The sequence below is a fragment of the Collinsella aerofaciens genome (assembly GCF_032584215.1).
GTDB lineage: Bacteria > Actinomycetota > Coriobacteriia > Coriobacteriales > Coriobacteriaceae > Collinsella.
This window is the reverse complement of the sequence record NZ_JAWHPN010000014.1, coordinates 22,954-48,115: the sequence shown is the minus strand read 5'-3', so window position 1 is coordinate 48,115 and position 25,162 is coordinate 22,954. Positions and strand designations below refer to the sequence as shown.

Here is a 25,162-nt window from a genome sequence, read left to right as displayed (position 1 = left end):
TGCGATTCAAATTTTGATACGGTAACGATGCCATTTGGGGCTACACTCGCTGATATTCAAAAAAGGAGGTTGGCCCTTGGCGCGCGTAAAACAGATAATCGGATGGACCGCGATCGTTCTGTTCGCTGCAACGCTGGCGGGCATCTGGGTGCTGACGGAGCAAAATGCGGTGGAGACGTCGTTGCTGAGCGAGTCTACCGCGCGTGTGGTGGAGGGCCAGGCTACGGGCGTTCAGGCTGTCGATGCCACGGGTGAAGCTCAGGCGGAGAACGGAATGACCGGGGGCACCGATTCGGCTGCCTCGAATGTCCGGTCTGGCCGACTTGCTTCCATTCGCATGTGGGTGGGCACAAACGTCCGTCGCGTTGCCCATACCGTAGAGTTTTTCTTCGTCGGATTGTTCGCCTCGGTGGTCGTGGTTTGCTTTTCCAGGCGTCCGTGGAGCGTATGCTCCCGTTGCGTGCCCGTATTGCTCTTTTGCGCCGCCTGCTCCGTTGGCGATCAGGTACATAAGATCTTTGTTCCCGGCAGACATTTCGACGTTATCGATTTAGGATTCGATGCTGCGGGCTATGTCACCGCCATGCTGTTGGTATTGCTGGCAGCGGCGTTGGTGCGCCATGCGACTCGGCCGATCGGCGCCCATGCGAGGCGCTAGCCGGTAACAAACCCGTTTCTGATAATGCGACCTTGTTGAATTATTTTGTGTCGCGCGTATTTCCGAGCGGTCGGATTTGAGGGGCGAGCGGTAGAACGCTCGCCCTTTGTGCGCCACGATGCGGCACAATGTACCGCAAAAGCTGTTTGTATCCGGTACGAATCGTTCGTTGGTCTTTAATTCTTCTCAACGGAGGTGTTTGAGATGGCAAACGGATTGCTTTTGCGGCTTCGCGAGCGTGAGCTCAGCGCGAGCCCGGCGGAACGCAATGTCATCGCATATGTAAGTGCTCATCCGCACGAGGTGGTCGGGCTGTCCGTCCGCGGTCTTGCCGATGTCACGTTCTCCTCGCCCTCGAGCATTTTGCGCTTTTGCAAGCGTTTGGGTTTTGCGGGCTACAAGGAGTTCCAGCGCGAACTGATTGCCGAGCTGGCGCTCTTAGGTGACAAGAAAGACGTTGCCCTCGAGGACATCTCCATGGATGACAGCGTCGAACGTATCGTGGGGAAGGTGATGAAAAGCAACGTGCGAACGATCGAGGCGACGGCGCGAACGCTCGATTACACCGTCTTGGAGCGATGCGCGGCCCGTCTTAAGCGGGCACGCGCGGTCAATCTGTTCGGTATTGGTGCCTCTCGTTTGGTCGCGCACGACCTGGCGCAAAAGCTCATGCGTGTCGACAAAGAGTGCCATCTGTACGACGACTGGCATGATCAGCTCTTATGTGCCAAGAACATGCATGAGGGCGATATGGCAATCGCCTTTAGCTACTCGGGCTTGACGCAAGAGGTGCTGGACTGCACCGCCGAGGCTCAACGTCACAACTGTCCCGTCGTGGCCGTTACCAAAGTAGATGGATCATCCAAGCTTGCCACCATGGCCGATGCCGTGCTCGGCGTTGCTGCGAGTGAACCCTTGGTCCGCAGCGGTGCCATGGCTTCGCGTATGGCCCAGCTTATGGTTGTCGATGCCCTGTACGCTGCTTACGTTGCCAGCGACTACGAACGGGCGACGCATGTCATTAAGCAAAACTACATCGAGAAACAGGAAAGATGAGGTGAATGAAATGCTCGATTTAACAAAATTCACGACCGAACAGCGTAATCTAAGGTCAATGGACCTCGATACGATGACATCGCTGCAAATCGTCACGACGATGAACGATGAGGATCTTCGTGCCGTCCAGTCGGTCACGAAAGTGTTGCCCCAGGTTGCCACAGCAATCGACTGGGCTGCTGAGGCACTCGAGCGCGGCGGGCGCGTCTTTTACATGGGCGCAGGCACCAGCGGTCGTCTGGGCGTACTCGACGCTTCGGAGTGTCCGCCCACGTTTGGCGTATCGCCCGATCTGATTGTCGGGCTCATTGCCGGGGGCGAGACGGCGTTTATCAAGGCTGTCGAAGGTGCCGAAGACAGCGAGGAGCTTGGCGCGAGCGACCTGCGGGAGCGTGGACTCTCGGACAAGGATCTTGTCGTTGGCCTGGCGGCAAGCGGTCGTACTCCCTATGTGGTGGGCGGCCTTGTGTACGCCAAGGCAACTGGGTGCAAGACCATTGCAATTGCCTGCAACCAAGGGTCGAAGATCGGGGAGAGCGCAGATCTTGCCATTGAGCCCGTGCCCGGTCCCGAGGTACTGACCGGCTCAACGAGGCTCAAGGCGGGAACGGTTCAAAAGCTCATTCTCAACATGATTTCGACCGGTGCCATGGCCAAGATTGGCAAGGTATACCAAAACCTGATGGTCGATGTGCAGCAGACGAACGAGAAGTTGGTGGTGCGCGGCCAGAACATCGTGATGGAGGCGACCGGCTGCACGCGCGAGCGCGCCGTTCAGGCGCTTGCAGATGCCGGCGGCCACGTAAAAACCGCTATTGTCTCGGTACTGCTGGACTGCGATGCCGAGCAGGCTGCGGTAGCTCTTGAGCGGGCGCGTGGCCATGTCCGTGCTGCGGTGAGTGGCCATGAGAAGAGCAATGCCGATGCCCAATAGGTGCGCGGCGCGAGCTGATATGACATCCAGACGAGATACCCAATACAAGGAGGAGTTATGACGAACAAAGAGCTGGCTCAAAAGCTGCTGGACCTTTTGGGCGGTAAAGACAACGTGCTCGCAAACGCGGCGTGCATGACGCGCCTGCGCGTGACCGTCAAAGACACGGGCAACGTCGACACGGAGGGTATTAAGGCGCTCGACGGCGTGATGGGCCTGGTCGAGGATGACACGATGCAGATCGTGCTGGGTCCGGGCAAGGTGAATAAGGTGCTCGAGGAGTTCTCCAAGCTCACCGGCCTTGCGAAAGGCGTTGCTGACGAGAGCGTGGTTGATGCTGCGGCCACAAACAAGGCCGCGCAGAAGGCCAAGTACGAGTCTAAGCCGGTTCAGGCCTTCCTCAAGAAGATTTCCAATGTCTTCGTCGCCCTGCTTCCCGGCATCATTGCGGCTGGCCTCATCAACGGTATCTGCAACGTCATTAACGTTTCGACGGCAGGCGCGCTTGCAGGCGAGTGGTGGTACCAGGGCATTCGTTCCATGGGCTGGGCCCTGTTTGCCTATCTGCCCATCTTGGTGGGCTATAACGCGGCGCGTGAGTTTGGTGGCTCTGCTGCGCTGGGCGGCATCGCCGGCATGATGTGTATCGCCAACAGCGCCATGCCCCTGCTTGCGCCTGGCGCGGCTGATCCTGCCACTGCCATTCTGCTGCCGCTCACCAATGCGCAGTACAACCCCGCAGCGGGCGGCATGATCGCGGCTCTCATCGCTGGCGCATTTTTTGCCTGGATGGAGCGTCAGATTCGCAAGGTTATGCCCAACGCACTCGACACGTTCTTGTCCCCGCTGCTGGTGCTCATCATCGGCGCCTTTGCTCTGATGCTCGTCATCCAGCCGGTTGGCGCATGGCTGACGACTGCCATCTTTAGCGTTTTGACCTTTATCTTCGAGAAGCTGGGCGTCCTGGGCGGCTATATCCTGTCGGCAGGCTTCTTGCCGCTGGTTTCCGTCGGCCTGCATCAGGCGCTCACGCCGATCCACGCTATGCTCAACGATCCCGACGGTGCTACCAAGGGCATCAATTACCTGCTTCCCATCCTTATGATGGCTGGCGGCGGCCAGGTCGGTGCCGGTTTGGCGCTGTACTTTAAGACCAAGAACGCCAAGCTCAAGAAGTACGTCGCAGAGTCCATTCCCGTTGGAATCCTGGGTGTGGGCGAGCCTCTGATGTATGCTGTTACGCTGCCGCTCGTTCGTCCGTTTGTGACGGCCTGCCTGGGTGCCGGATTTGGCGGCGCGCTCGCGGCGCTGCTTCACATCGGCACGGTTTCTCAGGGCGTTTCCGGTCTGTTTGGCCTGCTGATCGTCGTTCCTGGCCAGCAGCTCGGCTACGTTGCCGCTATGCTGCTTGCCTATGCCGCCGGCTTTGTCCTGACGTGGTTCTTTGGCGTCGACGAGCAGAAGATCAACGAGTTCTTTGGCGAGTAGTTTGATATCGCGAGCCGTGTTGCTCGGGGCTCGCGGCGCGCGGCAGATTTCTTGATGCTATGGTTGTGCCGGCGGGGCTAACTGCTCCGCCGGCCTTTTTTAAAGGAGCGTTGAAGCGTGAAAACGGGTATTTCGATTTATCTTTCCAGCCCTTTGCAGGATATTGAGCGGACGATTGAGCGTGGCGCCGCGGCGGGTGCGCGCTACGCGTTCACCTCGCTGCATATTCCCGAGGATGGGGGAGCGGCGTATGCCGATAAGGTCCGTCATGTGCTGTCGCTGCTTTCCGCCCGCGGCATTGCGCTCATTGCCGATGTGGGGCCTCGCACGTGCGATTTGCTCGGGCTTGAGCGCATCGAGGACCTGCGCGATCTGGGGTTGGAATACCTTCGTTTGGACTATGGCTTTAGCGCCCAACGGGTCGCGGAGCTGTCCGGTGTATTTCGCATTGTGGTCAATGCATCGACAGTGAGTTCTGATGAAATCGCATCGTGGCGTGAGGCCGGTGCCGATGTGACTCGTTTTGCCGCCTGCCACAATTTTTACCCCAAGCCTTATACCGGTTTAGCTCTGGAGGACATTGCTCGGGTGAATCTTCGTCTTGCGGCGCTTGGATTCGAAATCATGGCTTTTGTGCCGGGTGATGCTAACGTTCGCGGGCCGGTATTCGAGGGACTGCCGACGGTCGAGGCGCAGCGCGGTCGCGCGTCAAAGGTTGCTCTCAATATGCTTGAGCTTGCACATGGCGCCGATTGCGACATTGTGTTGGTCGGCGACCCCGATCTTTCCGATGCGGGCTGGGCACAGTTTGCTCAAGTTTCCGCCGGATACGTGGACCTGCAATGCGAGCTTGAGCCCGGTTATGCCTATGCGCGCGGGCAGATTCATCACGACCGGCCCGACTCGAGCGTCTTCATCTTTAGGTCTCAGGAGTCACGTACAACGCTTAAGCCGGATTCCGTGCCGACGGATGCCGGAGCCGGCCTGCCGCGAAAGGCGGGGTCGATCGCTGTGAGCAATAGCGGATATGGGCGCTACGAAGGCGAGCTTGAGATTGCGCGGGTTGATCTTCCCGGTGACGAGCGCATGAACGTTGCGGGCCATATCACGCCCGAGGCAATGGAGCTGCTGCCGTTCATCAAACGCGGATTCGGGGTACGGTTCGTTTAGCGTGTGACCCGTGGGCTACAATTGGCCCATCATACGAAGGCGCCTCGTGTGGCGTGTGCCTGCGTTGGCCGATCTATATTCGGAGGATTCCCATGACCGTACTGTTTGTTGAATATCCCAAGTGCTCGACCTGTAAGAAGGCCAAGGCATGGCTGGACGAACATGGGGTTGAGTATATCGACCGCGATATCGTTTTGGACAATCCCACGGCTGATGAGCTTGCGACCTGGATTGCTCGTTCGGGGCTGCCGGTGCGGCGTTTCTTTAATTCGTCGGGCATGAAATATCGAGAGCTGGGCCTGAAGGCGCGTCTGGATGCGGGCATGACGGATCGGGAGTGCTACGAGCTGCTGGCGACCGACGGCATGCTGGTCAAGCGTCCGCTGCTGGTGGGCGACGACTTTGTGATTCCCGGCTTTAGGGAATCGGCTTGGGCCGAGGCGTTGCTGTAGCGGCTGCGGAAAGTGCGACCCGGAATTCGCTTCCAGAATGGGATGCACTTTCCCAAAGTGGCCGGTTGCGGAAAGCACGTCCCATTCTGAGCTTCGATTGCGGGACACGGTTTCCGGTTGAGGGCTCGACGGGAAAGTAGGGACCAGTTTGAGCTTGAAATCTGGGACGCACTTTCCGCCGGCGGGCCTGCCTCAGTCAGTCCGCCAGCTGTGCCCATTCGTGCGGATCGTAGACTTTTACGTGCTTGTTGGGCTTGCCACTCCAGTACTCCTCGTCCATAAAGGGCAGATATGCCTGAACGCCAGGGCAGATAAAGGGAATCCGCTGCTGTTGCAGTCGCTCGCGCTGACGCTGTTCCAGGTGCGCCTCGGATATGACGGTCGGCATGCCGGACAGCTCGACGAGACTTGCCTGGATTCGCTTAAGGTCGGGTAGTCCCGCGTGCCATGACATCCGCATGATCAAAAAGGATGCACGGCGGTATTTTGCCTGCACCACAGTAATGGCGGGGCGCAGTGTGGGATGGATTTTGTCCCGTTCGGGCCAAAGGTCGGCAGTGATCTCGAGGCCCAGGGTCTCCCATAGGTAATCAAGCTCTTCGTCCATGGCGCCTCGATATCTACGCGATCATTGATACTTCGATTGTGTTGCCTGGTGCTATCGTTTTCGCGGTAGAATCTGCCAACGGTTGACGGCTACCGCTCGCGGCGTTTTGCCCCTCGTGTACAGCGGTCGGCTTCACAGGTCCTTCACGGGTTGGACTAAATAAGGCCAATTTGACTGAATTTCAAAAAAGTCAAAATTGGGGCTTGCGTCACGGCGAGACTTCCCGTATATTTCTTTCTTGCGCAAAGGCACAGCCGAGCGCAGCGATGCAGTCATTGGGATGTCGTCTAATGGCAGGACAGCGGATTCTGGTTCCGTCAATGGGGGTTCGACTCCCTCCATCCCAGCCATTGCATTTGCTACATATGGCCCGTTCGTCTAGCGGTTTAGGACGCCGCCCTCTCAAGGCGGAGATCACCAGTTCGAATCTGGTACGGGCTACCAAAATTGAACGCCCGGGCCTCGTAAGAGACCCGGGTTTTGTGTATTGACCGTATATACGGCGCCTGCCGTGTTTCGCTCAGATCGAGGAGTAGCCATGGATCTGCCCATCAGCTTGCAAGACATCACGTATGCCGAGAACTATCTGGCGCAGGGCGACTTGGCTACGGCGACGCCGCTGCTGGAGCGTCTGGTGGAGCTCGCCGAGGAGTATATTGATGCTGAGTGCAAGACGGAGGAGAAGCGCCAATACTTTAGCTTCGATAGCAAGTTTGAGCGCTTGGCCTATCGCCGCGTGGAGAAGGATCCGCGCGAGCTCGTGCAGGTCGAGGTGCCGTTTGACCGCCTGTACTCTGATATGGCGTTTGCCTACATTCGCCAGCAGGATTATGTGAGCGCTCGTAATGCCCTGATGCAGGCTGTGCGTTGGGACCCCATGAACTGCAACTATCGCTTGGATTTGGCCGAGCTGTTCCGCGCACTCGAGGACAAGCAGGAATGGGCATCGCTCTCGTTCTCGGTGCTGGAGCGTGCAAGCGATGGCAAGTGCGCCGCCCGCGCTTACGCCAATCTGGGTCAGTACTTCTTGGAGCCCGAGACCGAGAACGTTTCGGCTGCCGTGGGCTGCGCGCGTCTGGCGCTGCGCCTGGCGCCCAACGATGCGCATACGACGCGCCTGCTCAACAAGATCCATACCACCTATCCGGATGCCGCTGATGAGAGCGACGACCACGTGATGGGTGAATTGGCCCTGCAAGGCGTGCCGACCTCGCCTTCGGCCGAGATTGCCATCTGCCTGATTATGTGCGCGACCGATGCTGCAAGCGACGGCGACAAGCAGGAGGCGACGCGCCTGACGGTACGTGCTCGCGACTTGGTGGGCGAGGAGGCCTGCGCGGCGATTATCAAACTGGTGCGCGAGAGCGATGCCGAGCTCAATGCCGAGCGCAAGGCAAAGCGCGAGACTGCGGGCTCAAACGCCGATGGAGCCAAGGAGACCGGCGATGCCCAGTAAGCGCGAGCGCAAACTCATTTCCAAGAATCGCTCGGCACATCACGAGTACTTTATCGATGAGACGTTCGAATGCGGTATTGAACTGAGTGGCACCGAGGTCAAGTCGATTCGCGAGCGCGCCTGCCAGATCACCGATACCTTCGCGCTGATCCGCGGCGGGGAGTGCTGGCTCGTCGGCCTGCATATCCACCCTTATAGCCATGGTGGCGTGTGGAATCGCGATCCCGATCGTCGGCGTCGTCTGCTGCTGCACCGCAAGGAGATCGACTTTCTTGACGGCAAACTTCGCAACCGTGGTTATGCGCTGGTTCCGTTGGAGCTCTACTTTAATACCGACGGCCGCGTAAAGCTGCTGCTGGGTCTGGGTCGCGGCAAGAAGCTCTACGACAAGCGCGAGGACATGGCCAAGCGTGATGTCCAACGCGAGATCGATCGCGCCCTTAAGGAACGCAACCGCTAGGCACTCTGTATAAGTTGCGGTGGAATACGGACTGTTTTGCCTGTTTGAGGGGCTATTCAGTCCCTATTTCACCGCAACTGCGGGCGTCTCATCTTTCTTACTGTTCTGACACATATGTCTCAAAGGCGGCGTCCGTTATGGGTGCCGCCTTTTTTGTGGGTACATACATTCATGAGGTTCCAACCCGAGCTAGGGGAGTGATCGTTATGGACAAAACTGCGTTCTTTACCATGCCGAGCGGTCTGTACGTGGTGAGCGCTGCGGCAGACGGGCTGCGTGCCGGCTGCGTCATCAACACTGCGGTGCAGGTGACGTCCATGCCGCCGCGTATTTCGGTTGCCGTGAACAAGGACAATGTCACCTCGGGCGTCATCGCATCGGCCAAAGCGTTCGCGCTGACCGTGATCGATCAGACGGCCGACATGCTCTACATCGGTAACTTTGGGTTCCGCACCAGCAGCGATTATGACAAGTTTGCCAAATACGAGACCCGCGAGACGGCTCTGGGCATGCCCTATGTGCCCGAGCACGCGGCGGCCCTGTTTAGCTGCCGTTTGATCGACACTGTGGATGTGGGCACGCATCTGCTGTTTATTGGCGAGGTCGAGGATGCCGAGCGCCTGAGCGACGAGACGCCGCTGACGTACGACTACTATCACAAGGTGCTAAAGGGCAAGACGCCGCCCAAAGCCTCGTCGTATCAAGGCTAGAAATGTTCTAAAAATACTTGCATTATACTATTGAGAATATATACTAATAAGTAAGTACACCAGCAGTCACGTTCGAGAGGAGAACATCATGGCTGAGGAAAAGAAGACGTATAAGTTTGTGTGCACCGTTTGCGGTTACGAGGTTGAGGTCGACACGCCCGAGCTGCCCGAGGATTACGTGTGCCCGGTGTGCGGCGTCGGTCCCGATCAGTTTGAGCTCGTCGAGGAGTAACTCGCAGGCACACGGCGAAAGCCGAACATAGCTCTGTCCAAGGGTCCCGGTTGAATTCTCGGTCGGGACCCTTTTGATTTATCTGACGGTTTAAAACGGTCTCACGTGTTACAGATTAAGACGTTATATCTGGACAGCCACGCCATCCCAATTACATCCCCGTTAGCAGCACGATGTCGAGAATCGTCACGATGGCACCGATCCCTACGAGCAGCGCGTTGAGCGGGCGCGAGTTGACGTATTTGCCCATAACGCGGGGCGAACTGGTGAGTCGTATGAGCACAAAGACCGTAATCGGCAACTGAAGCGACAGCAGCGCCTGACTCCAGATGAGACCCTCAAAAGGATTCGGGACGATCAGGCACGCCGCCACTGCGCCGACGAAACAGACCGCCACTCCAATCGATGAGTGCCGGTCGTGGATGTCGTATTCCTCGTCGAACATGCCCGCGGTGATGGTGCCCGCCGCCATGCCCGCCGTCACACTACTCGATATGCCCGCAAACAGCAGCGCCACCGCAAAGATGGTCGAGCTTGCCGGGCCCAGAATGGGGGAGAGCGTGTCCGCTGCGACGGCGAGGTCGTCTACGAGAATGCCGTGCGCAAAGAAGGTCGTTGCGGCCAGGATGACCATGGCCGAGTTGATCGCCCAGCCCACGCCCATCGAAAAGAGCGTGTCGAAGAGCTCGTAGCGCAGACGTTCCTCGATAACCTGCTCGCCTTGGCCTTCGAAGTGCATGGATTGGATGACCTCGGAGTGTAGAAAGAGGTTGTGGGGCATAACGACCGCACCCAGGACACTAACGATAATCGCGGCCGAGGCGGTGGGCATACTGGGTGTGATCCAGCTTGCGGCGGCCTGCGGCCAGTCGACCTTGACCAGCGTAAGCTCATCCAAAAACGAGAGTCCTACCACGCCTACGAAGGCGATGATCCATCGCTCGGCGCGCTTGTAGGAGCTCGTCATGAGCATCGCCATCGATACTGCCGCCACGATGACGCAGCCCGCGCGCACGGGCAGCCCAAAGAGCATCTGGAGCGCGATCGCACCGCCCAGGACTTCGGCCATGGCGGTGGCGATGGTCGCGAGATAGGCGCTGGCAAGCACCGTGCGCCCAACGAAGCGGGGAAGGTAACGTGTCGTGGCCTCGGCAAGACAGGCGCCCGTGGCGATACCCAGGTGTGCCGCGTTGTGCTGCAGCACAATGAGCATAATTGTGGACAGCGTGACGATCCACAGCAGCGCGTAGCCAAACTGCGAGCCCGCGGCCATATTGGAGGCCCAGTTGCCCGGGTCGATAAAGCCGACGGTCACGAGCAGCCCGGGGCCGACATGCCGCGCAATGTCTAGGCCTCCGTGACCACCGGTACGCCGGGAGCCAAAGTGTTGTTTGAGATGGTTGAGCATGGTGCGCTCCTGCGTGCCGTTTGTTTGACGCCGCAAAGGATACCCGTTTTATGCTAAAAAGTTAACCAAGACTAACAAAATTGTTGTATTTGAATAGGATGGTGAAAGGGAGTTGCCGAAATGTCTTGATCTGTAACGACTAGGGATGGAAATTGGGTCTAGGTGTTACAGATCAAGACAGGAAGAAATGGTCCTATGGAAAATCTCGATCTGTAACATCTAGGCGCCAAAATCGGCTCCTCCTGTTACAGATTGAGATGTTAGATGCAGTGAGCTTACAGACCGCCCGGCACGCGGAGCGTGGCGTTGTCGATGGGCTCAATCGACACCTCGGGCGCGTGCTCCACCTGCGGCACTCACTCGTAGGGCGTGCGTTACGCGATTGTTTCGAAACGGGCGGGAAACACAACGGGCCGGCGATGCTCCTAGTATGCCTATTCAACTGACTGTCTAATATCTAGGGGAGGATCGCGATGCAGGCAGATTCCGCTCAGCAGCAGGGCCTTTATCGCCCCGAATTCGATCACGATGCGTGTGGCATCGGCGCGCTTGCCGATATCAACGGCGAGCGCCATCACCAGATTCTGGACGATGCACTGTCCATTCTGGTCAACTTGGAGCACCGCGGCGGCACGGGACTCGAGAAGAACACCGGCGACGGCACCGGCATCCTGTTTCAGGTTCCGCATCACTTTTTCCGCAAAGAGGCTCAAAAGTGCGGCCAGATTCTGCCGGCAGAGGGCGACTATGGCGTGGCCATGCTGTTCTTCCCGCAGGACGACAAGGGCGTAGAGGATGCCCGTCGCGTGTTTGAGGAGGGCTGCGCCGAGGCCGGCGTGCCGCTGCTCTTTTGGCGCGAGGTGCCGGTCGACCCGCACGACCTGGGCGAGACAGCCCGCGCCTGCATGCCCACCATCTTGCAGGCTTTCCTGGGCCGTCCGGACGACACGCCCGCCGGCGACGCCTTCGAGCGCCGCCTGTACGTGTGCCGCCGCACCATCGAGAAAAAGGCCGACGCCGAGTTCGCCCTGCGCGACAAGATCTTCTACGTGTGTTCCATGAGCTCTCGCACCATCGTGTACAAGGGCATGCTGGTCGCCACGCAGATGCGCCGCTTCTTCACCGATCTCAACGACGCCGCCGTCAAAACGGCCGTGGCGCTCGTCCACTCGCGCTACTCCACCAACACTACACCCAGCTGGGAGCGCGCGCACCCCAACCGTTTTATCATCCATAACGGCGAGATCAACACCCTCAAGGGCAACGTCAACTGGATTCGCGCCCGCGAACCCAACCTGTACAGCCCCGTGCTGCAGCACGATCTTGAGCGTGTGATGCCCATCATCAACCGCGAGGGCTCCGATTCCGCGATTCTGGACAATGTGCTTGAGTTTTTGGTCATGAACGGTCGCCCGCTTACGCGTGCCGCGTCCATGTTGCTGCCTGAGCCGTGGGACCACAACGACAGCCTGAGTGAGGAGCGCCGCGCCTACGACGCTTACCAGTCCATGCTCATGGAGCCGTGGGATGGCCCGGCGGCCATCGCCTTTACCGACGGTCGCACGCTGGGTGCCGCCCTCGACCGTAACGGCCTGCGTCCCGCCCGCTACTATGTGACGCGCGACGGTCGCTTTATGCTGGCAAGCGAGGTGGGCACCATCGAGGTGAGCCCCGAGAACATCCTGACGAGCGGCTGCCTGGGACCGGGCCAGATGCTCGAGGTCGACTTTGCCCGCGGTCGCGTCATCTACAACGATGAGCTGCGTGCCCGTTACGCCAAGGAAAAGCCCTATCGCGACTGGATCGCCGAGGAGACGCTGACCGTCGACGCGCTCGACAAGCCCGTCGCGCCCACGCCCGCCGAGGATACCGAGGTGCCCGCCGCCGTGCGCATGGCCAAGCTCGGGTATCACTGGGATGATGTTGACGAAGTCGTGCGTCCCATGGCCCAGCAGGGCAAGGCGCCGCTCGCCTCGATGGGTATCGATGCGCCGCTGGCCTGCCTGTCCAAGAAGACGCGCTCGTTCTTCGACTACTTCTATCAGCTGTTCGCTCAGGTCACGAATCCGCCCATCGACGCTCTTCGCGAGCATATGGTCACCTCGACCACGCTCTACCTGGGCAACCACGGCAACCTGCTCGAGGACTCCCGTACGGCCTGTCAGCTGGTGCGCCTGGAGCGTCCGCTGCTGAGCGAGGAGGAGTTCGAGCGTATCTGCGCCATCGACCGCGTGGGCTTTAAGACCCGCCGTTTCCGTGCCGTCTACCGCCGCGATGCCGGCGAGGGTGCGCTGCAGGCTGCGCTCAAGCAGCTTGCAGAGGACGTTGAGGCCGCGGTCCGTGACGGCGTGAACATCGTGGTGTTGAGCGACCGTGCCGCTGCGGGCGAGGTGCCCGTACCGTCGCTGCTCGCCGTGGGCTGCGTGCACAACCACCTGATCCGCGCCGGCGTGCGTACCTTTGCCGACATCGTGGTGGAGTGTGGCGACGCCGTGTCTCCGCACGACTTTGCGGCACTGGTGGGCTACTCCGCGAGCGGCATCTATCCGTACAACGCGCATTCGTGCATTCGCGACTTGGCGGCGCACGGCGATCTGGACGTGACAGCCGAGCAAGGCATCGCCAACTACAACAAGGCTGCGGCTGCCGGCATCGTTTCCATCATGTCCAAGATGGGCATCTCCACGGTGCAGAGCTACCATTCGGCGCAGATCTTCGAGGCCGTGGGCTTTACGCCGGAGTTTGTCAACGCGTACTTCGCCGGCACGGTGAGCCGTGTGGGCGGTATGGGTGTCGAGGACGTTGAGCGCGAGCAAAACGAGCGCTACGACGCCGCGCTCGCTATCCTTAAGAGCCCGGCTCCCGATCAACTGCCCACGCTGGGTCTGACCAAGTGGCGCCCGCTCGGCGGCGAGGATCACCTTATCGACCCGCAGACCGTCTACCTGCTGCAGACCGCCTGCCGCGAGGACAGCTACGACACCTTTAAGGAGTACAGCGCCCGCCTGCACCGCACCGGCCGTGCCGTGCGCCTGCGTGACCTGCTGGACTTTAATGCCAACGGTCGCACGCCGGTTTCGCTCGACGAGGTGGAGCCCGCGCTCAACATCGTCCGCCGCTTTAACACCGGCGCCATGTCGTACGGCTCCATCAGCAAGGAAGCACACGAGTGCATGGCCATCGCCATGAACCGCCTGCACGGCCGTTCCAACTCGGGCGAGGGCGGCGAGGACCCGCGTCGCGAGACCCCGCTGGCTAACGGTGACTCCAAGAATTCCGCCATCAAGCAGGTGGCAAGCGCGCGCTTTGGCGTGACGAGCCGCTACCTGTGCAGCGCCTTCGAGATTCAGATCAAGATGGCCCAGGGCGCCAAGCCCGGCGAGGGCGGCCACCTGCCCGGCAAGAAGGTCTACCCCTGGATTGCCGAGGTCCGTCAGTCCACGCCCGGCATCGGCCTGATCTCGCCTCCGCCGCACCACGATATTTACTCTATCGAGGACCTGGCAGAGCTGATCTTTGACCTTAAGAACGCCAACCCCGGCGCACGCGTGTCGGTCAAGCTGGTCAGCGAGGCCGGCGTCGGCACCATCGCCACCGGCGTGGCCAAGGGCGCTGCCGACAAGATCTTGATCAGCGGCCACAATGGCGGCTCGGGTGCCGCTGCGCGCGACTCTATCTGGCACGCGGGTCTGCCGCTGGAGCTTGGCCTTGCCGAGGCCCAGCAGACGCTGCTGCAAAACGGCCTGCGCTCTCGCGTGGTGCTCGAGGCCGACGGCAAGCTCATGGACGGTACCGATGTCGCCGTCGCCTGCCTGCTGGGTGCCGAGGAGTTTGGCTTTGCGACCATGCCGCTCATCTCCATGGGCTGCCTCATGCAGCGCGACTGCCAGCAGGATACCTGCCCGGCCGGCATTGCCACGCAAAACTGTCGCTTGCGTCGCGGCTTCCGCGGCAAGCCCGAGCACGTCGAGCACTTTATGCTCTTTGTTGCCGAGCAGCTGCGTGAGGTCATGGCGAGCCTGGGCTTCCGCACCGTCGACGAGATGGTCGGCCATCCCGAGTGCTTGCGCCAGATTGAGGTCCCGGGCAACCGCAAGGCCAACCTGCTCGATCTGTCGCCCGTGCTGGCGAGCGCGACCTGCGAGTTCGGTGCCCATATCCCGGGTGCCGACGGCCGTCACTTCCTGCCGCAGATGGCTGCCGACAGCGAGCTCGACAAGACGCTCGACTCCACGTTGTTTGTGCCCTATACGGCCGATGCCCGTGCGCACCTGCGTCCGATTCGCTTCCGCGCCGATATCGCCAACGTCAACCGCTGCGTGGGCACCATCTTGGGTAACGCGGTGACCAAGGCGCATCCCGAGGGCCTGCCCGCCGGCTCCATCACCATCGATTGCGATGGTTCGGCTGGTCAGAGCTTTGGCGCCTTCCTGCCGCGCGGCATTACGCTCAACGTGTGCGGCGACGCCAACGACTACTTTGGCAAGGGCCTTTCGGGCGGCGAGGTGTCGGTGCGCCCCAACCCGCATGCGACCTACAAGTTCGACGAGAACATCATCGTGGGCAATGTTGCGTTCTTTGGCGCCACGAGCGGTCGCGGTTTCATTAACGGCTTGGCCGGCCAGCGCTTTGGCGTACGCAACTCCGGTGCCACCGTGGTGGTCGAGGGCTGCGGCAACCATGGCTGCGAGTACATGACGGGCGGTCTGGCGCTCATCCTGGGCGAGGTCGGGCGGAACTTCGCCGCCGGCATGACGGGCGGCGTTGCTTACGTCTTTGACCAGTACGGCACGCTCGATGCCCGTGTGAACCACGAGAGCGTGGAGCTCAAGGCCCCGACGGCCGGCGAGCTGGCGCAGATTCGCGAGCTCATCCAGGAGCACGTGGACGCGACGCAGAGCCCGCGCGGCATTAAGCTGCTCTACAGCTTCGACTCGATGAGCAAGCACTTTGTGAAGGTCATTCCGACCGAGTACGAGCGCGTGCTGGCGATTGTCGCTGCGGCCGAGGCTGTGGGCAAGACGCATGCGCAAGCCGAGGAGCTGGCGTTTGACATTGTGACCGGGCGCGCGAGTGCCGCGGATGTCGCTCGCTTTGATGTCGCGGGCGGTGCTGCGGGCGCTGCGTCCACCACCGCCAGCTCTGTTGCTTCGACCAAGAAGGAGGCGTAAGTGCCATGGGTAAGCCCGGTGCTTTTCTTGATATCGATCGCGTGACCCACGAGCTGCGCCCCGTGGAGGAGCGCAGCCGCGATTTCGATCCGCTGTACGTGGAGCTCGACGACGATGCGCGCCGTGCCCAGGCGAGCCGCTGCATGATGTGCGGTGTGGCGTTTTGCCAGATGGGCGCGAGCTTTGGCAAGGCGCGTCCGAGTGGCTGCCCGCTGCACAATCTGATTCCCGAGTGGAACGAGCTAGTGTATCGCGGCCGCTGGGACGAGGCTGCCGAGCGTCTGTCACTCACCTCGCCTATGCCCGAGTTCACGAGCCGCGTGTGCCCGGCGCTGTGCGAGGCCGCGTGTAACCTGGGCTCGGTCGACGGCCAGCCCACGACGATTCACGACAACGAGCGCGCGATCAGCGACCATGAGTGGGCAAATGGCGGTCCGCGCCGCTTTGAGCCGGCAGGGGAGGGCGCGCCCACGGTTGCCGTGGTGGGTTCCGGCCCGGCTGGCCTGGTGGCAGCATGGGAGCTTGCGCGTCGCGGTGCCCGCGTGACGGTGTTTGAGCGTGACGACCGCCCGGGCGGCCTGCTCATGTACGGCATTCCCAACATGAAGCTCGAGAAGTCCGTGGTCGAGCGTCGCGTGGCACTTATGCGCGAGCTGGGCATTGTGTTTGAGCTGGGCGCTGACGTTACGAACCCTGCGGTGGCGGCCAAGCTCGATGGCTTTGACGCCGTCGTGGTGGCTGCCGGCGCCCGCGCCCCGCGTGGGCTTTCTGCTGCGAACATCGATGCGCCCGGCGTGGTGTATGCCGTGGACTACCTGACGGCTTCGACCATCTCGGTGCTCGATGGCGGCGAGCCTGTCGTCGATGCACACGGCCTGGACGTCGTGGTCATTGGCGGCGGCGATACCGGTAACGACTGCGTGGGCACCGCGGTACGTCAGGGTGCGCGCAGCGTGCGCCAGTTTGAGTTTTTGCCGGCGGCGCCTGATGCGCGCGCGGCGAGCAACCCCTGGCCGCAGTGGCCCAACGTGAAGAAGACCGATTACGGCCAGCAGGAGGCCATCGCTGCCATGGGCGGCGAGATGCGCGCTTGGGGCGTGGATACGCTCGAGGTGCTGCTGGACAAGAAGGGCGCGGCCGCGGGCCTGCGCGTGGTCGATCTGGATTGGTCGGCTGGCAAGCCCGAGCGCATCGCGGGCTCCGAGCACGAGGTGCCGGCCCAGCTGGTGCTCATCGCCTGCGGCTTTACGGGTCCCGAGCATGGCGTGTTCGACGCCGTTGGCGTGCCTGTTGCCACCGCTGGTCGTCCGCTGCCGGTGATGGCTGCCGAGGGCTCGCACCTTGCGGCGCGTGTCGACGGCGTCGCCGCGGATGCCGCGCCGGTGTATGTTGCCGGTGACGCTCGCAACGGCAGCTCGCTCGTGGTGAACGCCATGGCCGACGCCCTGGCCTGCGCTGCCGAAGTCGCCGACGCGCTGGAGCTGTAAAGTAGTCATTTAAGAACGTCCCCAATGACTAGTCATTTTTTGTCTAGTCGTTGGGGACACTCTTTGCGACCGATTTGTTCGTTTGTCGACGTACGGGTGTTCATTTGTCGACTTCTTGGGCTGTGGTCACCTGTTGTTTCTGTGGTGGCTGTGGGTATCTGGCTCAAAAGGACGGGTTGGCCGTCTATGTTTACCTGCGATTTTGTTGCGGTGCGCATTTTCGGTCAAGCTTTTAGTCAAGTGTTTGGTCAGCATCTGGTTTGCAGCCGGAGGCCTATTTTGCCCGCGCTGGTCGTGGCTGCCCACCCTCCTCGTAAGCTCAAATTGAGGTCCATCAGTTTGAGGAGGATGCCATGACTGATCACGCTTTAGACCGAGCGCAGCTAGCCGAAGCCGTCGGCAACGATATTGCCGACATGGCCCATTTTTGGATGCTGCGGAAGTTCCAGTTTTTGGAGCCGGCGCGCGAACAGTTCGAGATCATTGTCGACCCGTGGCTCAGCTATTGCACCGAGCCTTCGCAAAACGAAATCATGGCCTACAACATGGCATTTACCGATTGGCTGCTCTTCGAGCGCCCCTATCGCCATGGCAAGACGCTGCTCGAGCTGTATGTTGAAGAGCCGCCGACATCGCTTTCGCCTGCCTCGCTCAAGCGGCTCGAGCAGGTACGCGACACGCAGTATTTCTCGCGCTTTGGCATTTTGGACAAGGATCCTGCGACTGGTATGGTCGCGCTGAAGGACACGCGCGCCGACCGTCGCTTTGATGTCTACGACCCGCATATCGTGCAAAAGGAGCATTGGAGCGACGGAGCGATTGCGGTGCGCCTCGCCTGCGTCGACGATGTCTGGCTGACGGCGGGACAACTCTATCTGTATGACATCGCACGCCTGAGTGACACGGCGGTCGATGGGCCTGGTGCGGTGCATCCGGAGGACCTGCAGGATGGCTTTGACACCTCGTGCATCAGTTTCTTCTTGCGTCTGGTCCGCGACATCATGGGCGCCCAGGGGCGGTACGTAAAGTCGCTCAACATCTACGAGCAGGAGTGGGAGTAGGGGATGTTTCTGGTGTCGCTCTGCTGCCCCTGACTTTGTCTCAATCTGTAACGTTTAGGGACAAAAAACCGGTCTACCTGTTACAGATTGAGACGAACGCTTGGGCGCCGCTGGTTTGTCTAAATCTGTAACGTTTGGGGGGCTGGAGAACGTCTAACTGTTACAGATCGAGACAAAGGTTGGACGCGGTGTCGAAAGATCTCGATCTGTAACATCTAGCGGCCAAAAATCGGTCTTCCTGTTACAGATCAAGACATTTGCCAGCGGAGGCAACAGCGGCGATGGTCCATTTGTTTGACGTGGTGGTGATGAAAGTGTCTAATACCGTTCTCAAACACAAACATGCGACTCGCAACACGTTGGCGCGGAATAGGATGCTCGCGCGGCTCACGGAGACGGCCAAGCAAGGTGCGCTGCTTGCAACGCATGACAATACCGAGCTCATGTGGCTGCGACGCCATGTTGGAACCGACGATATCGCGGAGCCCGAGCCGTACCTGTTCTGTTTTCAGCATGATTGGGATGCATTGACGCCGGCAGAGCGAGCGCTGAGGACTATCAAAGGGCTTGCGGAATTTCATCCCGATTGGGCGTTTTGGGGTTATGACGCGGCACTTTTGTGGGGTCTGGAGGTGCCGAATGATCTGCTTGGGCCGCGTTTTCTTGTTAAGACGGGTTGTTCGGTGACGTTGAGCAGCGGGTGCAGGTTGTTGCGTCCACAGATGGCGGGCGCGCTCGAGCGTGTTGATGGCGTGCGGGTGACGTCGTTTTGGCGCACGGTGGAGGATTGCTTGCTGCGTGCGCCGTTCTCCTACGGGTTGGCGATTGCCGATTCTGCACTGCGGGCGAAAGGCGTATCACGTGGGGATTTGTGCGAGCGCCTCCGCGCCGATTGCGAGGGCAGGCGAGGGTATCGCAGGGCGCAGGTGATTGCGTCGTATGCGGACGGGCTGTCCGAAAACGGCGGCGAGTCTCGGTTCCGAGCGTTCTTTATTGCGTACGGCTTTCCGGTTCCGGAGCTGCAGGTGGAGTTTCGCGACCCGCTCGATCCGAGCCAGGTGTTTCGCGTCGACTATTTTTGGCGGCTCGAGGACGGGACGTGTGTCATCGGCGAGCTCGACGGAAAGGGGAAGTATGCCTTGCAGAACAGCGAGGGCTGGGAGTCGGTCGACCCATTCGTGGCAGAACGTCAACGGGAGTCCCATCTGACAATGCTCGGGCACAAGGTGCTTCGGTTTACGTTTGATGAGCTCAAGAATCCGGGGAAGCTGGTTGAGAAGATGAGGCTGGCGGGTATTCCGCGACGGCCCGATTTGGCTGAGGAGTGGAGACGTCAGTGGTATGGGCGCTGAGAGGTTTTGTCTCAATCTGTAACGTTTAGAGGTTATTTGAGCTCGTAATTGTTACAGATCAAGACATTCCCTGGTGTCGCTGGGGTGGGACTGCAACGTATTCCGTTCCCCACATCCCCTCTTCCCTCCGTTAACCGATGCGTCTGCAGCAATCAAGCGGGACTAGGTAATAATGGACAAATGTTCAAGTTAATCGTGAAGGAGGAGCTCGATATGGCGTCTGCTGATCGTTCTACATTGTTTATCAATGCGACCATTCTGGATGGTTCGGAGCATATGGAGCCGCAACCCGATATGGCCGTGGCCGTTGAGCGCGGTGTCATCACATGGATGGGGCCGAGTGCTGTGGCGCAGGCGCCCGCGGGTGCCGAGGTCATCGACCTGGCAGGTGCGTATCTCATGCCCGGTCTCATCAATATGCACGTGCATCTGTGCGGTTCGGGCAAGCCGGTTTCGGCGGGCGATGCGGGCGCGCTGATGAAGAAGCTCGATAATCCCGTGGGGCGCGCCATCGTGCGCCATATTCTTAAGGGCAGCGCCCAACAACAACTGGCAAGCGGCGTGACCACGGTGCGCGGCGCGGGCGACCCACTGTTTGCCGACATCGCCGTTCGTAATGCCATCGACGCCGGCAAGTATCAAGGTCCTCGCCTGGTGGCGCCGGGAACGGGCGTCACGGTGCCGGGCGGCCATGGTGCAGGCTTGTTCGCCGAGGTGGCAAACAGTCCCGCCGAGGCAGCCGAACAGGTGCACGACCTGTATGCGCGCGGTGCCGACGTCATTAAGCTGTTCGTAACGGGCGGCGTATTCGATGCGACCGAGGTGGGCGAGCCGGGCGTGCTGCGTATGCCGGTGGAGGTTGCCACGGCGGCATGCAAGGCGGCGCACGATATGGGCCTTCCGGTTATGGCCCATGTCGAGAGTACCGAGGGCGTGAAGGCCGCGCTTGAGGCCGGCGTTGACACGATTGAACACGGTGCTCCGTTGACACCCGAGATCTTGGAGCTGTACCGTGGCGCCGCGGGCACGCAGCTCGAGGGGCGTGCTCCGAGTGTGACCTGCACTATCAGCCCGGCGCTGCCGTTTGTATTGCTCGACCCGGAAAAGACCCATTCTACCGATACGCAAAAGAAGAACGGCGACATCGTGTGCTCGGGCATCATCGAGAGCGCCCGTGCCGCACTGGAAGCTGGCGTTAAGGTGGGCCTTGGCACGGACTCAAGCTGCCCGTTCGTGACGCAGTATGACATGTGGCGCGAGGTGGCCTATTTTGCCAAGTATGTCGGCGTGAGCAACGCCTTCGCGCTGCATACGGCCACGCAGGTTAATGCCGAGCTGCTGGGGCTGGGCGGCGAGACTGGCACGATCGAGTGCGGCAAGGCCGCCGATATCCTGGTGACGCGCGAGAACCCGCTCGATGACCTGTGCGCACTGCGTGAACCGACGCACGTGATGTGTCGCGGTGATCTGGTGCGCAAGCTCAAGGTGAAGCGTATTCCCGAGGTGGACGCCGAGCTCGACGCGATTATGGCCATGCCTGCCGAGGCGTTGGCCGAGGAGCTCGCCCGCGACGGCGTGGCATAGGTGTGACAAAGGGGCAATCCTTTTGTCATAATCAGAAAAAGCCGAGGTCCCAGTGCGAGGCCTCGGCTTTTATTTGTCCCATGGTATGGCGGCTATGAGCGCGTCTCCATCTTGGCATGGCACTTGGGGCAGGTGACGCGGATCTTGCCTTTGCCCTTGGGAACGGAGAGCATCTGGCCGCAGTTGGGGCACTTGAGATAGGCCGTGGTCTTGCGGCCCTTCCACATCTTCTTGGCTGTGCGCTTGGCACGTTCAAAGTCTTCCTTGCTAGTACCGGCTGCGCGCGAGGCGTTGGCCGCTGCAGCTCCGCCGCCCAAGCTAGCTACAAATTTGCCCAAGCCGGGTACGTTTGCAGTCGCGGCGACAAAGGCCTCGTTCTCCTTGTGACGTGCGTCGATATTTTTGGACAGGCCGCGCAGCACGCCAATCACGATGACGGCGATGGCAATCCAGCTGAGCCACTGGATGCGGGCTATCGATCCGATCATCGCGATGACGATGCCGGCAAAACCCATCACGATGGTGAGTTCATCGGCACCATTGCGACCCTTCATAAAGTCATTCATGCAAATTGCCTTTCGTTCGATATGCTGCACGCCTTTATACCCGATTTAGAGCAAGGGGGACAGGTTAATCTGCACCAATGTGGTGCAAACGTACCTGTCCCCGGAACACCAAGACGGTGCAAAGAAGTCTGTCCCCCTTGCACCAATTACTTGGTGAGTTTGTCGACGACGCGTTCGATCTCGGCGAGCTTCGCGGCCTTGAGCTCTTCGTCGCCCGATTCGATGGCCGAGGCGACGCAGCCCTCGATATGGGCCTTGAGCACGTCGGCGTTAATGCGCGCGAGGAGCGCCTGCGTGGCCATGAGCTGCGTGGAAATATCAACGCAATAGCGGTCCTCATCGACCATCCGCAAGATGCCGTCGATCTGCCCGCGTGCCGTCTTGAGCATGCGGGTCACCGATTTGTGGTCTGCCATCATGGCGGGTCCTCGTTTCTGGTCGATCTTCCGGATGCCCCCGTCAGTTGCGGTGAAATACGGACTGTTTAAAGGCCTAGGGCGGCTCAACAGTCCGTATTTCACCGCAACTTCTGAGGATTGAGTAGGCGGCGTCTGCTACGCGGCGGCCACGGACAGGGCGTGGAACTTCTCGCCGGCGCCCTCGACGGCGGCGGCGAGCTGCTCGGCGGTCACGGTGTCGGCGCACTCCACCTGTACGGTCTGGGTCTCGTGGTCGGCATCGGCATCGGTCACGCCGGCAACGTTGAGCAGTGCCGTCTCGACAGTGGCGTCGCAGTGGCCGCACATAAGGCCGGAAGTCTTAATCGTGTAACGCATGGATATTCCTCTCTGTTGTGTCGGCTTTCCCAGGCACCCGACCTTGACCTTCACGCCGTCGCTCGCGTATCAAAGTACGCGTCGCTCCTCTTTCAGGTCAATCTCGGGCACCTGGAAAACCCGTTCTAAATGGACTTAATGGTGAGCTTATTTTGCCACTTTTGGCTTAAAGGATTTTAAGCGCAGCGCATTGCTTACGACGCAGACGCTCGACAGGCTCATGGCTGCGGCGCCAAACATCGGCGAGAGTTGCCAACCGGTGAGGGGGAAGAACACGCCCGCCGCCAGCGGAATGCCGATGCCGTTGTAGAACAGTGCCCAGAACAGGTCCTGCTTGATGTTACGGATCGTGGCGCGCGATAGCTTGATGGCGCGGGCGACGTCCATGAGGTCACTGCGCATGAGCACCACGTCGGCACCCTCCTTGGCGATATCGGCGCCGGTGCCGATGGCAAGGCCCACGTCGGCGCGCGCCAGGGCGGGGGAGTCATTGATGCCGTCGCCCACCATGGCGACCTTGCCGCCCGCATCCTGCAGTTCGCGCACGTGGCGTTCCTTGTCGGCGGGAAGAACGTCGGCGATAACCTGCTCGCTGGTGAGCCCCACGCGTCGGGCGATGGCCTCGGCCGTCACGCGGTTGTCGCCGGTGAGCATACGCACATCGACGCCGAGTGAACGCATTGCGGCGATGGCCTTGGCGCTCGTCTCTTTGACCTCGTCGGCCACGGCGATGGTGCCGACAAGCTCGCCGTTCTTGGCAAAGAACAGCGGCGTTTTGCCCTCGGTGGCAAATTGCTCGGCAAGGCCGGCGGGAACCTTCGCGCCCAGCTCGTTCATCAGGCGCACGTTGCCGGCTGCGATGACATTCTGCCCCTCGCGCGCCGTAACGCCACGACCGGGCACGGCAGTAAAGTCTTCGACCATGCGCGCGACGATCCCGCGTGTCTCGCACTCGGCCATAATCGCCTCGGCCAGCGGGTGCTCGCTCGAGCGCTCCAGCGCGGCGGCCAGCTTGAGCAGCGCTTTTTCGCTCATGGCGGGCGAGCCGTCGGCGCGCGTGGCTACTACGATATCGGTCACAGCAGGCTTGCCGCGGGTGACCGTGCCCGTCTTATCGAGCACCACGGTACCTACGCTGCGCAGGTTCTCCAGCGCCTCGGCGCTCTTAAAGAGAATGCCCATCTCGGCGCCCTTGCCGGTGCCGACCATAATGGCGACGGGCGTGGCCAGGCCCAGCGCGCACGGGCAGCTGATCACCAGCACGGCCACGGCGGAGGTGAGCGCCTCGTTTATGCTGCCGGTCAGTGCCATCCACGCCGCAAAGGTCACGGCCGAGATCACGAACACCACGGGCACGAACACACCGGCGACCTTGTCGGCCATGCGGGCGATGGGCGCCTTGGTGGCGTTGGCGTCCTCGACGAGCTGGATAATCTTGGCGAGCGACGTGTCGGCACCCACACGCGTGGCGCGGAAGGTAAACGAGCCCGTGCGGTTGACCGTGGCCGCATTGACAGTGTCGCCGGCGGTCTTCTCCACGGGAATGGATTCGCCGGTGAGCGCGCTTTCGTCCACGGCCGAGCTGCCCTCGAGCACCACGCCGTCAACGGGGATGGACTCGCCGGGGCGCACACGCAGCACCTGGCCGGGCAGAATGGCATCGACGTCGACGGTGGCCTCGCTGCCGTCCTCTGCCACGACGGTCGCGGTCTTGGGTGCTAAGTCGATGAGCGCCTCGATAGCGCCGCCGGTCTTGGACTTGCTGCGCGTCTCGAGGTATTTGCCCACGGTGACGAGCGACAGGATTGTGCCGGCGCTCTCAAAATACAGGTTGTCCATGCTCGTCATCATGGCCTCGTGCACCTGACCCGCGGCTAGCTGGTCGGTCATGATGAACATGGCGTAGAGCGACCAGGCGATGGAGGCGGTGGCGCCCACGGCAATAAGGGCGTCCATGGTGGGCGCGCCGTGCGCGAGCGATTTAAACCCGTTGATAAAGTACGCGTCGTTGACGTAGACGATGGGGATGAGCAGGACGAGCTCGGTGAGCGCGAGTGTCATGCTGTGGGTATGGTCGGTGAAAATACCGGGCAGCGGCCAGCCGAGCATGTGCCCCATGCCTATGTAGAACAGTGGGATGAGGAATACGATCGAGATGATGAGGCGGGTGCGCATGGCGGAGGCGGCGGCCTCCAGCTTTTTGGTGGGCGACTCCATATGGGCGGCGCCGGACCTGGCTTGCGTACTGCCGTTTTGGGAGGCGTCGATGCCCGTGCTGACGGGCGAGGCCGAGTAGCCCGCGCGGTCGACAGCGGTGCAGATGTCGTCGGGGGAGACCTGCGCAGGGTCGTAGTCCACCAGCATAGAGCCGGCGAGCAGATTGACCGCGACACTTTGGACGCCGTCGAGTTTGCTGACGGCACGGTCCACGTGCGCCTGGCAGGCGGCGCATGTCATGCCGCCCACGTCGAACTTATCTTGAGCCATGGCTTCTCCTTTCTGTGGTTCGGTGTTGGAATTGTTAACCTGCCGAT

Annotated in this window: 21 protein-coding genes and 2 tRNA genes; 17 read left to right on the top strand and 6 right to left on the bottom strand. The window is 60.8% G+C overall.

Annotated features, from left to right (window positions below; genetic code table 11):
* Window positions 1-76 precede the first annotated feature (76 nt).
* The 6 genes from RX395_RS05555 to RX395_RS05530 all read left to right on the top strand — a co-directional run bounded on the left by RX395_RS05555 (window position 77) and on the right by RX395_RS05530 (window position 5,758).
* Window positions 77-658 (top strand): VanZ family protein, encoded by a 582-nt coding sequence (locus RX395_RS05555; RefSeq protein ID WP_316366097.1) that lies wholly within the window; start codon window positions 77-79, stop codon window positions 656-658.
* 204 nt (window positions 659-862) lie between these two features.
* Window positions 863-1,714 (top strand): MurR/RpiR family transcriptional regulator, encoded by an 852-nt coding sequence (locus RX395_RS05550; RefSeq protein ID WP_055310345.1) that lies wholly within the window; start codon window positions 863-865, stop codon window positions 1,712-1,714.
* A 10-nt stretch (window positions 1,715-1,724) separates the two neighbouring features.
* Window positions 1,725-2,648, top strand: coding sequence for an N-acetylmuramic acid 6-phosphate etherase (gene murQ / locus RX395_RS05545; RefSeq protein ID WP_316366094.1), 924 nt, complete (start codon window positions 1,725-1,727; stop codon window positions 2,646-2,648).
* Between the two features lie 57 nt (window positions 2,649-2,705).
* Window positions 2,706-4,136 (top strand): PTS transporter subunit EIIC, encoded by a 1,431-nt coding sequence (locus tag RX395_RS05540; RefSeq protein ID WP_035137407.1) that lies wholly within the window; start codon window positions 2,706-2,708, stop codon window positions 4,134-4,136.
* A 117-nt stretch (window positions 4,137-4,253) separates the two neighbouring features.
* Window positions 4,254-5,306, top strand: coding sequence for a MupG family TIM beta-alpha barrel fold protein (locus tag RX395_RS05535; protein WP_316366091.1), 1,053 nt, complete (start codon window positions 4,254-4,256; stop codon window positions 5,304-5,306).
* Between the two features lie 92 nt (window positions 5,307-5,398).
* Entirely contained in the window at window positions 5,399-5,758 is a 360-nt protein-coding gene (locus RX395_RS05530; RefSeq protein ID WP_118066575.1) for an arsenate reductase family protein, read from the top strand.
* 196 nt (window positions 5,759-5,954) lie between these two features.
* Here RX395_RS05530 and RX395_RS05525 read toward each other — a convergent pair whose 3' ends face one another.
* The gene (locus RX395_RS05525; RefSeq protein ID WP_006235322.1) at window positions 5,955-6,365 is read right to left on the bottom strand and encodes a hypothetical protein; all 411 of its coding nucleotides are present in this window, start codon (window positions 6,363-6,365) and stop codon (window positions 5,955-5,957) included.
* Window positions 6,366-6,641: 276 nt separating this feature from the next.
* Between RX395_RS05525 and RX395_RS05520 the strand changes: the two genes are divergently transcribed.
* The 6 genes from RX395_RS05520 to RX395_RS05495 all read left to right on the top strand — a co-directional run bounded on the left by RX395_RS05520 (window position 6,642) and on the right by RX395_RS05495 (window position 9,223).
* Window positions 6,642-6,715: transfer RNA gene (locus tag RX395_RS05520), tRNA-Gln, on the top strand.
* A gap of 17 nt (window positions 6,716-6,732) precedes the next feature.
* Window positions 6,733-6,809, top strand: a tRNA-Glu gene (locus tag RX395_RS05515).
* 94 nt (window positions 6,810-6,903) lie between these two features.
* A complete protein-coding gene (locus RX395_RS05510; RefSeq protein WP_316366087.1) occupies window positions 6,904-7,821 on the top strand; it encodes a tetratricopeptide repeat protein in 918 nt (305 codons plus the stop codon).
* Window positions 7,811-8,281, top strand: a complete 471-nt coding sequence (gene smpB, locus RX395_RS05505; RefSeq protein WP_006235325.1) for an SsrA-binding protein SmpB — start codon at window positions 7,811-7,813, stop codon at window positions 8,279-8,281. Before RX395_RS05510 ends, smpB begins: the two co-directional genes overlap by 11 nt.
* A 206-nt stretch (window positions 8,282-8,487) precedes the next feature.
* Entirely contained in the window at window positions 8,488-8,991 is a 504-nt protein-coding gene (locus RX395_RS05500) for a flavin reductase family protein (RefSeq protein WP_117746556.1), read from the top strand.
* Window positions 8,992-9,079: 88 nt separating this feature from the next.
* Window positions 9,080-9,223: a rubredoxin-like domain-containing protein gene (locus RX395_RS05495; protein WP_035137395.1), complete on the top strand. Its 144-nt coding sequence runs from the start codon at window positions 9,080-9,082 to the stop codon at window positions 9,221-9,223.
* Between the two features lie 151 nt (window positions 9,224-9,374).
* Here the strand turns inward: RX395_RS05495 and RX395_RS05490 are convergent, their stop codons facing one another.
* A complete protein-coding gene (locus tag RX395_RS05490; RefSeq protein WP_316366083.1) occupies window positions 9,375-10,631 on the bottom strand; it encodes an Nramp family divalent metal transporter in 1,257 nt (418 codons plus the stop codon).
* Between the two features lie 473 nt (window positions 10,632-11,104).
* Here RX395_RS05490 and gltB point away from each other — a divergent pair, with 473 nt between their 5' ends.
* The 5 genes from gltB (at window position 11,105) to RX395_RS05465 (ending at window position 21,286) form a co-directional block, all read left to right on the top strand.
* Window positions 11,105-15,802, top strand: a complete 4,698-nt coding sequence (gene gltB, locus RX395_RS05485) for a glutamate synthase large subunit (RefSeq protein WP_316366081.1) — start codon at window positions 11,105-11,107, stop codon at window positions 15,800-15,802.
* Window positions 15,803-15,807: 5 nt separating this feature from the next.
* Window positions 15,808-17,289, top strand: a complete 1,482-nt coding sequence (locus tag RX395_RS05480) for a glutamate synthase subunit beta (RefSeq protein WP_316366079.1) — start codon at window positions 15,808-15,810, stop codon at window positions 17,287-17,289.
* Window positions 17,290-17,642: 353 nt separating this feature from the next.
* A complete protein-coding gene (locus RX395_RS05475; RefSeq protein WP_271757465.1) occupies window positions 17,643-18,350 on the top strand; it encodes a hypothetical protein in 708 nt (235 codons plus the stop codon).
* 281 nt (window positions 18,351-18,631) lie between these two features.
* Window positions 18,632-19,702 (top strand): hypothetical protein, encoded by a 1,071-nt coding sequence (locus RX395_RS05470; protein WP_316366077.1) that lies wholly within the window; start codon window positions 18,632-18,634, stop codon window positions 19,700-19,702.
* Window positions 19,703-19,915: 213 nt separating this feature from the next.
* Window positions 19,916-21,286 (top strand): amidohydrolase family protein, encoded by a 1,371-nt coding sequence (locus RX395_RS05465; protein WP_316366075.1) that lies wholly within the window; start codon window positions 19,916-19,918, stop codon window positions 21,284-21,286.
* Between the two features lie 92 nt (window positions 21,287-21,378).
* Here the strand turns inward: RX395_RS05465 and RX395_RS05460 are convergent, their stop codons facing one another.
* From RX395_RS05460 to RX395_RS05445, 4 genes are all read right to left on the bottom strand, one after another.
* Window positions 21,379-21,852 carry a hypothetical protein gene (locus RX395_RS05460; RefSeq protein WP_055310332.1) on the bottom strand — a complete coding sequence of 158 codons (474 nt, stop codon included), beginning with the start codon at window positions 21,850-21,852 and terminating at the stop codon, window positions 21,379-21,381.
* Window positions 21,853-21,998: 146 nt separating this feature from the next.
* Complete coding sequence (locus RX395_RS05455; protein ID WP_316366074.1) at window positions 21,999-22,268, bottom strand: metal-sensing transcriptional repressor; 270 nt, start codon at window positions 22,266-22,268, stop codon at window positions 21,999-22,001.
* 138 nt (window positions 22,269-22,406) lie between these two features.
* Window positions 22,407-22,628: a heavy-metal-associated domain-containing protein gene (locus RX395_RS05450; RefSeq protein WP_316366072.1), complete on the bottom strand. Its 222-nt coding sequence runs from the start codon at window positions 22,626-22,628 to the stop codon at window positions 22,407-22,409.
* Window positions 22,629-22,775: 147 nt separating this feature from the next.
* Window positions 22,776-25,115 carry a heavy metal translocating P-type ATPase gene (locus tag RX395_RS05445; RefSeq protein ID WP_316366071.1) on the bottom strand — a complete coding sequence of 780 codons (2,340 nt, stop codon included), beginning with the start codon at window positions 25,113-25,115 and terminating at the stop codon, window positions 22,776-22,778.
* Between the last annotated feature and the right edge of the window lie 47 nt (window positions 25,116-25,162).

Excerpts from the sequence above, each read along its gene's own strand:
- smpB (WP_006235325.1), top strand. The coding sequence starts at position 7,811 with ATGCCCAGTAAGCGCGAGCGCAAACTCATTTCCAAGAATCGCTCGGCA.
- RX395_RS05495 (WP_035137395.1), top strand. The coding sequence starts at position 9,080 with ATGGCTGAGGAAAAGAAGACGTATAAGTTTGTGTGCACCGTTTGCGGT.
- murQ (WP_316366094.1), top strand. The coding sequence starts at position 1,725 with ATGCTCGATTTAACAAAATTCACGACCGAACAGCGTAATCTAAGGTCA.
- RX395_RS05480 (WP_316366079.1), top strand. The coding sequence starts at position 15,808 with ATGGGTAAGCCCGGTGCTTTTCTTGATATCGATCGCGTGACCCACGAG.
- RX395_RS05540 (WP_035137407.1), top strand. The coding sequence starts at position 2,706 with ATGACGAACAAAGAGCTGGCTCAAAAGCTGCTGGACCTTTTGGGCGGT.
- RX395_RS05530 (WP_118066575.1), top strand. The coding sequence starts at position 5,399 with ATGACCGTACTGTTTGTTGAATATCCCAAGTGCTCGACCTGTAAGAAG.
- RX395_RS05460 (WP_055310332.1), bottom strand. The coding sequence starts at position 21,852 with ATGAATGACTTTATGAAGGGTCGCAATGGTGCCGATGAACTCACCATC.
- RX395_RS05525 (WP_006235322.1), bottom strand. The coding sequence starts at position 6,365 with ATGGACGAAGAGCTTGATTACCTATGGGAGACCCTGGGCCTCGAGATC.
- RX395_RS05475 (WP_271757465.1), top strand. The coding sequence starts at position 17,643 with ATGACTGATCACGCTTTAGACCGAGCGCAGCTAGCCGAAGCCGTCGGC.
- RX395_RS05550 (WP_055310345.1), top strand. The coding sequence starts at position 863 with ATGGCAAACGGATTGCTTTTGCGGCTTCGCGAGCGTGAGCTCAGCGCG.
- RX395_RS05490 (WP_316366083.1), bottom strand. The coding sequence starts at position 10,631 with ATGCTCAACCATCTCAAACAACACTTTGGCTCCCGGCGTACCGGTGGT.
- RX395_RS05465 (WP_316366075.1), top strand. The coding sequence starts at position 19,916 with ATGGCGTCTGCTGATCGTTCTACATTGTTTATCAATGCGACCATTCTG.
- RX395_RS05445 (WP_316366071.1), bottom strand. The coding sequence starts at position 25,115 with ATGGCTCAAGATAAGTTCGACGTGGGCGGCATGACATGCGCCGCCTGC.
- gltB (WP_316366081.1), top strand. The coding sequence starts at position 11,105 with ATGCAGGCAGATTCCGCTCAGCAGCAGGGCCTTTATCGCCCCGAATTC.
- RX395_RS05500 (WP_117746556.1), top strand. The coding sequence starts at position 8,488 with ATGGACAAAACTGCGTTCTTTACCATGCCGAGCGGTCTGTACGTGGTG.
- RX395_RS05450 (WP_316366072.1), bottom strand. The coding sequence starts at position 22,628 with ATGCGTTACACGATTAAGACTTCCGGCCTTATGTGCGGCCACTGCGAC.
- RX395_RS05510 (WP_316366087.1), top strand. The coding sequence starts at position 6,904 with ATGGATCTGCCCATCAGCTTGCAAGACATCACGTATGCCGAGAACTAT.
- RX395_RS05455 (WP_316366074.1), bottom strand. The coding sequence starts at position 22,268 with ATGGCAGACCACAAATCGGTGACCCGCATGCTCAAGACGGCACGCGGG.
- RX395_RS05470 (WP_316366077.1), top strand. The coding sequence starts at position 18,632 with ATGGTCCATTTGTTTGACGTGGTGGTGATGAAAGTGTCTAATACCGTT.